Origin of the sequence: Corynebacterium hesseae, from assembly GCF_037850265.1 — a bacterium.
Classification (GTDB): domain Bacteria; phylum Actinomycetota; class Actinomycetes; order Mycobacteriales; family Mycobacteriaceae; genus Corynebacterium; species Corynebacterium hesseae.
Map to the genome: position 1 here is coordinate 1,436,880 of NZ_CP137211.1, position 11,533 is coordinate 1,448,412.

At 58.4% G+C, this 11,533-nt stretch carries 11 protein-coding genes; 3 read left to right on the forward strand and 8 right to left on the reverse strand.

The genetic code is table 11. The annotated features are described in order from the left end of the window. Nucleotides 1-55: 55 nt before the first annotated feature. The 6 genes from R3O64_RS06690 to R3O64_RS06715 form a co-directional block, all read right to left on the reverse strand. A complete protein-coding gene (locus R3O64_RS06690) occupies nucleotides 56-1,186 on the reverse strand; it encodes an ABC transporter ATP-binding protein (protein ID WP_070564625.1) in 1,131 nt (376 codons plus the stop codon). Nucleotides 1,187-1,212: 26 nt separating this feature from the next. Then, nucleotides 1,213-2,523: an ABC transporter substrate-binding protein gene (locus tag R3O64_RS06695; RefSeq protein WP_070565273.1), complete on the reverse strand. Its 1,311-nt coding sequence runs from the start codon at nucleotides 2,521-2,523 to the stop codon at nucleotides 1,213-1,215. Between the two features lie 76 nt (nucleotides 2,524-2,599). Beyond that, nucleotides 2,600-3,571, reverse strand: a complete 972-nt coding sequence (locus R3O64_RS06700; protein ID WP_339016242.1) for a carbohydrate ABC transporter permease — start codon at nucleotides 3,569-3,571, stop codon at nucleotides 2,600-2,602. Continuing rightward, nucleotides 3,572-4,546 carry a carbohydrate ABC transporter permease gene (locus R3O64_RS06705; RefSeq protein WP_070684917.1) on the reverse strand — a complete coding sequence of 325 codons (975 nt, stop codon included), beginning with the start codon at nucleotides 4,544-4,546 and terminating at the stop codon, nucleotides 3,572-3,574. Nucleotides 4,547-4,784: 238 nt separating this feature from the next. Then, the gene (locus tag R3O64_RS06710; RefSeq protein WP_070564633.1) at nucleotides 4,785-5,504 is read right to left on the reverse strand and encodes a glycerophosphodiester phosphodiesterase; all 720 of its coding nucleotides are present in this window, start codon (nucleotides 5,502-5,504) and stop codon (nucleotides 4,785-4,787) included. A gap of 60 nt (nucleotides 5,505-5,564) precedes the next feature. After that, on the reverse strand, nucleotides 5,565-6,887 hold the full coding sequence (locus R3O64_RS06715; protein ID WP_339016244.1) for a class I SAM-dependent methyltransferase: 1,323 nt from the start codon (nucleotides 6,885-6,887) through the stop codon (nucleotides 5,565-5,567). A 156-nt stretch (nucleotides 6,888-7,043) separates the two neighbouring features. Here R3O64_RS06715 and R3O64_RS06720 point away from each other — a divergent pair, with 156 nt between their 5' ends. After that, nucleotides 7,044-8,387, forward strand: coding sequence for an NAD(P)/FAD-dependent oxidoreductase (locus R3O64_RS06720; protein ID WP_339016245.1), 1,344 nt, complete (start codon nucleotides 7,044-7,046; stop codon nucleotides 8,385-8,387). A 100-nt stretch (nucleotides 8,388-8,487) separates the two neighbouring features. After that, entirely contained in the window at nucleotides 8,488-9,324 is an 837-nt protein-coding gene (gene thiD / locus R3O64_RS06725) for a bifunctional hydroxymethylpyrimidine kinase/phosphomethylpyrimidine kinase (RefSeq protein ID WP_284848060.1), read from the forward strand. Here thiD and R3O64_RS06730 read toward each other — a convergent pair. Beyond that, nucleotides 9,321-9,923, reverse strand: coding sequence for a class I SAM-dependent DNA methyltransferase (locus tag R3O64_RS06730; RefSeq protein ID WP_154761948.1), 603 nt, complete (start codon nucleotides 9,921-9,923; stop codon nucleotides 9,321-9,323). The two genes, thiD and R3O64_RS06730, sit on opposite strands and share 4 nt — an antisense overlap. Nucleotides 9,924-10,006: 83 nt before the next feature. On the opposite strand from R3O64_RS06730, the gene corA reads away from it, so the two are divergent. Then, on the forward strand, nucleotides 10,007-11,080 hold the full coding sequence (gene corA / locus R3O64_RS06735; RefSeq protein ID WP_070532752.1) for a magnesium/cobalt transporter CorA: 1,074 nt from the start codon (nucleotides 10,007-10,009) through the stop codon (nucleotides 11,078-11,080). Between the two features lie 4 nt (nucleotides 11,081-11,084). On the opposite strand, the gene R3O64_RS06740 is transcribed toward corA, so the two are convergent. Then, nucleotides 11,085-11,531 carry a PaaI family thioesterase gene (locus R3O64_RS06740; protein WP_339016249.1) on the reverse strand — a complete coding sequence of 149 codons (447 nt, stop codon included), beginning with the start codon at nucleotides 11,529-11,531 and terminating at the stop codon, nucleotides 11,085-11,087. Nucleotides 11,532-11,533 lie beyond the last annotated feature (2 nt).

Here is an 11,533-nt window from a genome sequence, read left to right on the forward strand (position 1 = left end):
GCGGCACCCCTCGTGGGAGCCCCGCCACCGGCACGTCAGTCGTGGTGGAAGCAGCTTAGAGATAGTCGTAATTGATTTCGGTGTCTGGGGCGAAGAACACGCAACCTCCCTTAATCGGGCGGAGGTAGATCGTGTCTCCCTGGTGCACGGCAATGCCGCGCGGCACCTTCACAGTGATCCGGTCACCGCGGACTGCGATGACGTCGTCCGCCGATTCCTCCCGGCCGCCGTAGACGTACAACTCGGAGCCAAGGTGCTCCACAATGTCGACCCGAACTGGTAGACCATATTGCTCACCGGGTTGGTTCACGCCAACGATTTCCCAGTTCTCTGGGCGCACGCCGACGATGACGCGATCCGATGCCACCTTCGCGGCCTGCTCCGGCGGCATGTAGTAGTCCAAAGCATGGTCCTTGCCGCCGACAACGCGACCGTCGACGAAGGGGACGTTGTCGATGAGAGTCATAGCCGGCGAACCGATAAACGTCGCCACGAACGAGTTACCCGGATTCTCATACAACGTGTTCGGCGCGTCGACCTGCTGAATGATGCCTTGTTTGAGAACGCACACGCGGTCCCCCATGGTCATGGCCTCAGTCTGGTCGTGGGTGACGTAGACCGTGGTGGTATTAAGCTCGCGCTGCAGCTGCAAGATTTGCGCACGCGTCGATACGCGCAGCTTCGCATCCAAGTTGGACAACGGCTCATCCATGAGAAAGACCTTAGGCTGGCGAACTATAGCGCGTCCCATAGCCACGCGCTGGCGCTGGCCGCCCGACATCGCGGAAGGCTTGCGATCAATGAGGTCTTCCAGTTCCAACATCTTCGCGGCATTATTCACGCGCTTTTCGATGGTTGCCTTATCCACCTTGGCGTTCTGCAAGGCAAAGGCCATGTTCTGGCGCGCTGTCATGTTGGGGTACAGCGCATAGGATTGGAACACCATGGCTACATCGCGATCCCGCGAGCGGGCTTCAGTAACGTCAGCCCCGTCGATGAAGATCTGCCCTTCGTCGATTGGCTCAAGGCCAGCGAGCATGCGCAATGTCGTAGATTTGCCGCAGCCCGAAGGCCCGACGAGTACGAGGAACTCGCCGTCCTTGATATCTAGGTTTATGCGGCTAACCGCCGGAGGCTTCTTCGGATCATAAATCCTGGAAGCTTGACGGAATTCAACTGTAGCCATGGTGTCCTTTCAAAGTATCCGAAGCGTTACTTGAGCTTCGGGGTGATGTCGCGGTCGATAACGCTCTGGGTCTCCTTCTGCAGGTCACCGAATGCGGTCTCCACGTCCTCATTACCTACGGTGATGCGATCAAGAACGCCACCGATACGCTGGCCGCCGCCTGGTACGAAGACGCGAGCATAGTCCTGCGGCTTGGTGTTCTCGTTGAGCTGCTCGATAGCGGTCTGCGCGTTCGGGTTCTCCTCCAAGAACTTCTTCTCTTCCGGATCGTCCAAGGCGTCCTTGCGCACCGGCATGTAGCCCGTCTTCTGGGAGAACTTGATGGTGTTCTCGGTATTAGTCAGGAAGTCAATGAACTTAACCGCGTTAGCCTTGCGCTCGTCAGAAATGCCAGCCGGCACGGCCAGTCCGGCACCGCCAGTCGCTGCCGAAGGACCAGGGCCCGGCAGGTAGGTGGTGATGAACGGAATCGTTGCCGTCTCCTTCAGGCCACCCAAGGAACCGGTGGACTCCAACAGACCGGAGGCCTTGCCGGAGCCGAATGCGACGGTCGGGTCAGTGGAGATTTCGATATGCCCAGCCTTGACTTGCTCCTGCAGGAACTTACCTGCCTCGATGGATTCCTTTGACGTGAAGTTCGGTTCCCATTCATCAGAGTAAGAACCACCGAAGGCCCAAATCATGCCCTGGAAGTACCAGTCGAGATAGCTGGAGCCATCCGGAACAGTAACAGCCGGCTTGTTGAGCTTGTCCTTGATCTTGGTAGCCCACTCGTCGAACTCTTCCCAGTCCTTCGGGCCACGATCGGTAGGAAGCCCCGCTGCCTTGAGGTCATCGGTGTTCCAGTACATCAGGTTCGTGGATCGGGAGTACGGCACGCCGTAGTGCTTGTCCTTGTACTTGTAGTCTTCACGCAGGGTATCGACGTAGCTCTCCGAGTCAATGTCGTTCATCTCCCAGAGGTCATCGAGCGGCGTGGTGGCCTCATTCAGTGCGAAGTTGAACCAGGTGACGTCGGAGGCAACGAGGACGTCAGGCAGATCGCCGCCTGCGAGGGCAGCATTGAAGCGCTGCGCAACTTCCTCATAGTTGGATCCCGCGGTGACCAGCTCAACCTTGAGATCCGGGTTTTCCTTCTCAAACTCATCAATGAGCTCTTGCTCTAAGTCGCGCGAGGATCCCGGGTGATTGGACCAGAAAGTAATAGTGTTGGCATCGCCGCCATCCTTGGAGCCGCTTCCTGCAGTGGTCGAGCCACCTGCGCAGGCGGTCAGAGACACGGTGGTCAGCAGTGCTGCACAAACGGCAGCGATGCGAGTAGAGGTCTTACGAGACATGGTGGAGGTTCTCCTTGAAAAGTGAAGAATATGGGGGACTTGAGTGAGTTGGGCGTTGAGATAGCAGGCGGTCAGACTAACCCTTGGCTGCGCCCGCAGTCAGGCCCTTGATCATCGGCTTCTGAAGAATGAGGAAGATAATGATCATGGGCAGAGTTGTCAGCACGGTGCCGGCCATCACCGGCGCCCAGTTTGTAACGCCTTCCGCATCCTGCAAGCGGGTCAGGCCCACCGGCAGCGTGGCTGCAGCCGGTGTATCCGTAATCAGGAAGGGCCACAGGTATTGGTTCCATTCATTGACCACCGTGATGAGGACAAACGCGGACAACGTTGGCCACGACATCGGCAGGACCACTCGGAACAAAGTGGTAAAGAAGCCCGCCCCGTCCATGCGCGCGGCCTCGAGAATTTCCGGGGGCAATGACTGGAAGTGATTGCGCATGAGGAAGGCACCGAACGCAACGCCGGCGAGTGGGATGATGACGCCAGCGTAGGTATCTCTCCAGCCCCACGACGCAACCAACGAATAATTCGAAATGATCGTAATCTGGTTGGGCACCATCAGTGACGCGATGATGAGCAGGAAGAGTAAATTTCGGCCGGGAAAGCGAATAAAAGCAAAGGCATAGGCCGACAAAACGCCGAGGACTACCTCCACCACCGTTAGGACCAAGGTGATGATGATGGAGTTTTTCAGGTAGCTCGAGAAGCCAGAGGTCTGCCAGACGTAGGAGTAGTTTTCCGCCTCGAGCGGATTAGGCCAGAAAGAAATCGGGTCCGAGTACACGTCCTGGAAAGACTTGAAGCTGGTGATGAAGATGAAGTACAAGGGCACCATAATCATGAGTACCGTCAGTACCAAGGCGATATAGCCTATAACCTTCGTTGCTGGATGACTGTGATCAACTGGCTCGCCTTTGCGCTTGCGCTGGGCCTCGGTGATGACTGGAGCTGCGAGGGACTGTGAGCCAGGAACCGGTGGCAGCTCGCCCTTTGCTTGCGGTAGCCCCACTTGGACGGAAGCCGGAATTGCGTGGCTTTCGGACATTTACTTATCCATCCTTTCCTGCAACTTAATCTGCAGCACCGTAATGACAAGCACTACGAGGAACATGATGGTAGCTACTGCTGCGCCATAGCCGGCACGGTTGTTGATGAAGGTTTCCTGGTACACCTGGAAGACCATCGTGGAAGTTCCATAGCCGAACGGTCCACCACCGGTCATCGCATTGATGATGTCGAAGACCTGGAAGGAATTGAGCAGCACGGTAATCAACAAGAAGAAGGTGGTGCCGCGAAGCTGCGGCAGGACCACACGGAAGAAGTGTCGCGCGGCCGGGGTGCCGTCAATCTCCGATGCTTCGTCAAGATCACGGCGCCGTCCTTGCAAAGCAGCCAGATAGATAACGAAGACGTAGCCTACGTTTTTCCAAATGTAGGTCACCGTAATCATGAACAGCGCCCAGTTCTGTTGTTGGTAAAAGTTCGGCGCATCGACCCCGATGATCCCCAAGAAGTATTGGATGAGGCCGTAGTTGGGATCGAAGACAAACTGGAAGGCCACGCCAATCGCCGCACCTGCGATGACGTAGGGAGCGAAGACCATCGAACGCACCGCAGCGCGACCAAAAAGCTTTTGGTCCAGCAGCAATGCCAGAGCCAGTCCCAAAACCATCGAACCGGCCACCGCGAAGAAAGTAAAAACGACAGTGTTGAACACCACGCGTCCGGTATCCGGTGCTTGGAACCAGTCGATGTAGTTCTGAAGACCGACAAAGGTCATCGTCGGCGATGAAATATTCCAGTTAAAGAAAGAGATGCGAATGTTATCGACCAACGGCCGATAAGTGAAAAGAACGAGAAGGAGAAGGTTCGGGCCAACGAGCAATGCCGCAAGACCGATCTGTTTCCAATCGAGCTTCCGTTTGCGTGGATGACGCGCGAAGTCCTCGGAGACGACCGGCTTCTCAGTGACTGCAGGGATCGCAGCCGTTAGCCCGCTTGCCGGGGTGGAAATTGCCATGCAGAAGAAACTAGACCAAGGCAGTAAACAAAAAGTTTATTGAAAGTATTGACTTGATAAACAGCAGGAAAATTTCCGGAGCCGAGCACTCGAAAACCCATGCTGCGCGTGGGGAACATCACAAGCATCACGATGGAAGACCTCACATCACGTCGCGTTAATGAGAAAACTCCGCCGTCTCTTTAGATAGACCATTTCGGTCCATGACGGATCAGATGAGGATGTAGCCTAACGCTGGCTAACTGCGCGAAAGCACGTCGATTGCCAGCTCTGGCAGGTCGGTTGCCATGAGCGATACTCCGTTTTCGCAGCACCACTCCATGTCCTTCGGTAGGTTCACCGTCCACACGTAGGACGGGGCATCAACATCGGCAAAGAAGCCGGCGTCCCTCCGCGCTTGGTAAATGGAAGGCCCAAATCCTGTCGCACCCTCGAGCATTTCCGGGACTCCCTCATCAGGTCCAAGGAGAAGGAATGACCGCAAGGACGGTAATAAGTGTCGAAACCGAGCAATTGCTTCGGGGTTGAAGGAGATCAGGCTGAACCGTGGGTCGGCATCGAGCTGTCGGCCGCGCAGGACTTCCGCTACCGATTCCTCAAGGCGTGCACCAAAAGGAGACGGATGCTTCGTCTCTATGAGCAGCTGCTTTCCAGGGTATGACATGACGAGCTCCACGAGTTCGTCGAGAAGCATGATGCGTTGCGGATCCCCGTGGGTACCGAAATTGAGTGTGCGCAGCTCCTCTAGGGTCATGTCGCCAACAGCGCCGGCGCCATCCGACGTCCTGTCCACCGTCTGATCGTGGATAACTACGACTTCTCCGTCTTTGGTTAGGTTGACGTCGCACTCCACACCAGCCACGTCGAGCTTGAGGGCTTCATCGAAGGACCGAAATGTGTTTTCGGGGTACCAACCGTTATAACCTCGGTGCGCGATAATTCCTGGGCGCTCTGACATACTCTTATCCTCCGGTCGGCAAAGTGGATTGTGACGTTGGCGCCACCCCAGTGTAGACCGCTAACGCCGGCCGCCGCGGTGGCGGTGGGTCGCCACCACGTGCACGGCATCCAGCATGCCCAGGCTGAGCAACGCCTCGCGCAGGGCAAATTGGAAGGTCCACAGGCGTCGAAAGACCTGATCGAACCCGGCTGCCCCGGCTTCGCGGTGGCGGCCATCGAAAAAGCTGCGCTGGTAGCGAAGCGTTTCGAGGTAGTGGCTTCCGGTGTGGGTTTGCGCGATGATTCGCAGGTTGGAGCGCTTATCGAAGAGCCTATGGGTTTCTTCCAACGACGGGTATTCCAAGCCAGGCCAGATATAGGCACGCAGAACCTGAATCGCCGAACGAGCCGCCGGAGTCATCGTATCCGTGGCAAAAAGCGAAGCTAAAACCAGACGCCCGCCACTGACCAGCGAGCGGTCCAGCATCTCGACATATCGGCGGCGTTCCGGCGGCGAAAGCGTCTCCAACTTTTCGACGCTCACTATCGCGTCATACCGCCCGCGCCACTTCTTTGGGTTGGGCAAGGCCGTCTCTATGCCCTGCACGTGAACCGAATCAGCGGCGCCTTCGAGAAGCAGTTGCTCGTCGAAAAGCGCCTTCTGCTCCGTGTCGCCCGTAAGCACGTCCACCGTGGCGCGCCGGGCCACCGCCTGAACCGCTACTTGCAGCCCAGTGGCTGGGTAGACCAGGAGGTGGGTTCCGGCGCCGGTGCGGGTGGCGTCGAGAAGCCACTGCGCAGCGCGACGCTGTGCGTCGCCCAAGTCTTCACGGTCCGTTGATGCTGGCTCGGTCACCGTGGTTACATCGACGAAGTGTTCTTTGGGTTCTTTTCTGCCCGCACGCGCGCTATAGCTGCGCACCGCCTCGCGCACCGTAGTGGGTACGCCACTTGCAAAAATGCCGCCCGAATGGCTCAGCGAGTCACCTGCGTACAGTTTCACAACGTCAAGGGGTAGTTCACCAGGGCTCGATGTCTCCGCGGCAAGCTCCTTGGCCTTCGGCCGATAACCCACCTCCACCAGCCGCGTGAGGACTTTGACAAGGCGCTCAGAATCGGGAGTTGTCCACTCGCCTGCCATATAAGACTCGGCCAGGCCCAGCCAGCCCGAATCGGCGGTGCGGGAGAAAAGGGCGTCGTGAAGCACGGTGACATCTGGGTCTTCGCCTTCCAGCTCTACCCCAGCCTTGGAACAGGCCTGCGCGAACTCCGCCTCAGCCCGGCCAGCTTTCATACGCAGTAGGCGCGGTGAAGGGACAGTAGCCACACCGGGCCACACCGCAGCATCGATCGAAGCCAAGTGGGGATACACGCTCAAGTCAGCCTTCCTCATCGCACGCATGTGTCCTCCCAGACTAAAGCCAACGGGGCCCGCACGGGTGGAGGCGCGGCCCAAAAAGCCAGTTAATAACCCATAAAGTATGCATGTACCGCTAGAAAGGTTTAGACTGACTCGGGTAAAATAATCTGGCTTTCTTAAGGAAGGTAATCAAACACCATGGCGCAAACTCCCCACCGTCCTAGTAACGGCCGCCACCACGTCGTTGTTATCGGTGCCGGCTTCGGCGGTATCAACGCCGTCAAGAAGCTCAAGGACGCGGATGTTGAGATCACCCTCATCGACAAGAAGAACCACCACCTCTTCCAGCCGATGCTCTACCAGGTAGCCACCGGCGTCATTTCCGCCGGCGAAATCGCCCCGTCTACCCGTCAGATCTTGCGTCACCAGGACAACGTTAACTTTGTCAACGGTGAGGTCACCGACGTCAATATCAAGGATCAGACCGTCACCGCGGAACTCGATGGCGCTGTTCGTACCTACGGCTACGACTCCCTCATTGTGGCAGCCGGCGCTGGCCAGTCTTACTTCGGCAACGACCACTTCGCCGAGTATGCCCCGGGCATGAAGACGCTGGATGATGCCCTAGAGATCCGCTCCCGCATTATCTCCGCTTTTGAGAAGGCGGAGCTGGAAGAGGATCCTACAAAGCGCGAGAAGCTGCTGACCTTCGTCATCGTGGGCGCTGGCCCGACCGGCGTTGAGCTGACCGGCCAGATTGCCGAGCTGGCACAGCGCACCTTTGCTGGCGAATACTCCAACTTCGGTTCCTCCTCCGCCAAGATTTACCTCTTGGACGGCGCTCCGCAGGTCCTTCCGCCGTTCGGCAAGCGCCTCGGCCGCAAGGCTCAGCGCACGCTGGAGAAGCTGGGCGTTGACGTGCGCCTCAACGCCATGGTTACCGACGTCACCGCTGACGCCGTCACCTACAAGAACATGAAGACCGAGGAAGAGGTCACCATCGAGGCCGCGACCAAGATCTGGTCCGCAGGTGTCGCCGCTTCCCCGTTGGGCAAGGTCATCGCTGACCAGGCTGGCGTGGAATCCGACCGTGCCGGCCGCGTCTCCGTCAACGAGGACCTCACGGTTGGCGAGTACAAGAACGTCTACATCGTCGGCGACATGATTTCCCTCAACCGCCTTCCGGGCGTGGCCCAGGTGGCCATCCAGGGCGGCAACCACGTGGGCAAGCTCATCGAGGCCAAGATTGATGAGGAGTCCACCGCTAACGAGGCCGAGCCGTTTGAGTACTTCGACAAGGGCTCCATGGCCGTCATTTCCCGCTTCAACGCAGTAGTCAAGCTGGGCAAGACCGAGTTCGCCGGCTTCCCGGCCTGGATCTCCTGGCTCGGCCTGCACATCTTCTACATCGTTGGCTTCCGCAGCCGCACTCTCGTTGCGCTGCACTGGCTGCTCAACGCCTTCTCGCGCGACCGCGGCAACCTGGAGATCACCCAGCAGCAGCGCGTTGCTCGCAACGTGATTGACCGCGAACTCCACTAGGTCTTACGCGTCTTAAAAGGAGAGAGGAATTATCCTCTCTCCCTTTTCTTTGGCCACATACGGTAGAACGTAAGAAGTCCCTAGCGTAAAGGAGAAAACCGTGAACCGTCCTGCCCTGCCTCGCGTCCTCAGCATTGCTGGCACCGATCCCACGGGAGGGGCGGGAATTCACGCTGACCTCAAATCCTTTGAGGCGGCCGGCGCCTATGGCATGGCAGTGGTGACGGCCCTCGTCGCGCAAAACACGCAAGGTGTGCGCGCCATCCACACCCCTCCGGTGGAATTCCTGCGCGAACAACTGGCAAGTGTGAAGGAGGACGTGACTATCGACGCCCTCAAGATCGGCATGCTGGGCTCGGTGTCCATCACCGAAACGGTGAGCGAGTTCGTCTCTACCCTGCCCGAGGGGGTTCCCATAGTCTGCGATCCGGTCATGGTCGCTTCCAGCGGTGACCGCCTACTCGAACGGGAGGCAGAGCGCGCTGTGCGCGAGCTCGCCCGCCGCTCCACCGTGGTCACGCCGAACTTGCCGGAGCTCGCTGTCCTCGCGGACGTCGCACAGCCGCGCACCCTCGAGGAAGCAATCGATATCGCCACTCAGTGGGCTCACGACAACGGGACCTGGGTCGTGGTCAAGGGCGGACACCTCGACGGCGCCCAAGCCGATAATGCAACGGTAAGCCCGTCTGGCGCGGTCACTCGCGTGCCCTGCCCGCGGATTAACACGAAGAACACCCACGGCACCGGCTGCTCGCTCTCCTCCGCGCTCGCAGCGCGTTTAGGGGCGGGGGAAACGCTCGACGAGGCATTGGTATGGGCCACCGAATGGCTCCACGAAGCGATAGAGAATGCTGATGCGCTTCACGTCGGTCGCGGGCACGGCCCCGTTGACCATGGTCACCGGCTGCGGCGCCTCGCCGCAGGCGCGCAGCGCTAACCCAATAGGTCTGCGCCGGGGCGGGTAAGCACGGCCACCATGAAGGTGGAGTTCTCCTTAAAGACCTTCATGTCCCAGGATGCGAAGATGAAGTCGACTCGGTAGCCCACCGCGCGGGCGAGGTCGAGGAATTCATCGAAGCCCCAACCACGACCTTCACCAAAACCAACGACGAACCGACCACCCGGGCGCAAAGCGTTAAAGACGTTGCACAGTGCGGCCTCACGTCCTTCGATGGCAATGAAGGTCATTACGTTGCCCGCAGCCACAGCGATATCAAAGTTGCCCTCCGGGATTTCCTCTTCCGAAAGGTCCCCTACTTCCCAACGGGCCTCCGGATAATCATTGACCGCATGCTCGATCAGGATGGGATCGACGTCCACGCCCAACACCGTGTGGCCGCGCTTTGCCAATTCACCGCCGAGGCGCCCGGAACCGCAGCCGGCGTCGAGGACGCGGGAGTGGCGTTCACTCATGGCGTCGATAAGCCGGGCTTCCCCATCGATGTCCTTGCCCTGGGCCCGAAGTGTCTTCCACTTCCGCGCAAAGTTATGGGAATGGGCGGGATTCGCTGCAGTAACTTCTTTCCAGGTAGGCATGACAACGATTATATGCCTTCACAGGTGTAAGCTTTAGCCGCCATTACAAAACGCCGATACGAAACGAAGGAGGCTGAGACACGATGCCATCTGTACCGTCACCATTCAAGCCACGCAAGAAAAACACTTCTGACGACAGTGCTCCGAGTTTTTCCGTTCCCGTCGAACGTGCCATTGAGCACTGCCGCGTGTTCGTCGATGGCGAGGCTCTTCCCGGAGAGTTTTCGCCGCACAGCGCGCTGCAAACCGTAGAAGAGTACGGCCGCGGCTTCGTGTGGGTAGGCCTCTACGAGCCGCTCGAATCACAGATGACGAAGGTGGCGGCTGAGTTTCGTATCCACGAACTCATCGTCGAGGACGTCGTCCAAGCACACCAGCGCCCGAAGCTGGAACGCTACGATGACCAGCTGTTCGTGGTGGCGCGGTCGGTGAACTACCGGGATCACGACGAGGTAGCCGATAAGCGCCAGATTATTTCCACTGGTGAGATGCAAATGATCATCGGTGACACATTCATCATCACGGTGCGTCACTCGGCGAAGCTACCCAACTTGGCCTACGTGATCGAGGATGAGCAGGACCTCGTCGAACAGGGCCCCGTGTCCCTAGCGTGGAAGATCCTAGACATGATGGTGGACCGCTATTCGGAGATCTGCCGGCTCATCGCCATCGAAGTCGACGAGCTCGAGGAAGAAATCTTCACTCCGAATTCGCTGCCGAACATCGATCGCATCTATATGTTCAAGCGCGAGATTCTGGAGATGAAGCACGCCATCGTGCCGCTTTCGCCTGCTTTGCGCTCGATGGTCTCTGACCACAAGGACCTCATTCCGAAGGCGATTCGCTCCTACATCAGGGACGTCAACGATCACCAGCTGGTGGTCCAGGACCACGTGTCGGGGTTCGATGAGCGCTTGACCTCGCTTATAGACGCCTCCGTGGCCAAGATCAGCATGCAGCAAAACTCCGACATGCGCACGATTTCCGCGGTGGTTGGTATGTGGGCCGCACCAACGCTTGTCGCGGGTATCTACGGAATGAACTTCGATGTCATGCCGGAGCTACATTTTCCTTGGGGCTATTACGGCGCAATCGGCCTCATGGTGTTAGTTGTGGCCGGAATGTGGTGGTGGTTCCGCCGCAACAACTGGTTGTAAGAGGCTACTGCACCACCATCGTGCGCAGCGTGGACGCGGCGAGGAGCACATCCCCCTGGCTGATCTTAACCTCCCACAGGTGCGTGCGGCGCCCCTTGTACAGCGGTGTAGCAACGGCGGTCACCGTGCCCGCAGCCACCGGCTTGAGGAAATCCGTGTTGTTGTTGACACCGACAACGGGCTTGCCTGCGAGGATCAGGCTGCCGACGGATGCAGTCGATTCCGTAATTGTGCAATACAGACCCCCATTTGCAACGCCCCAGGGCTGATGGTGATCCGGGACGACTTCCACCTCAGATCGAACCTCGTCCGCAGAAATGTGTGTGTAATGCAGTCCAATAAGCCCTGCGAGCCCCTGCGGGTTGGAGTTGATCAGATCGAGTTCTTCCGCGTTGAGCGGACGCGACTGGGAAACAGCCAAGAGCTTTTCAAAGATTTCAGAGTGGTTCATGC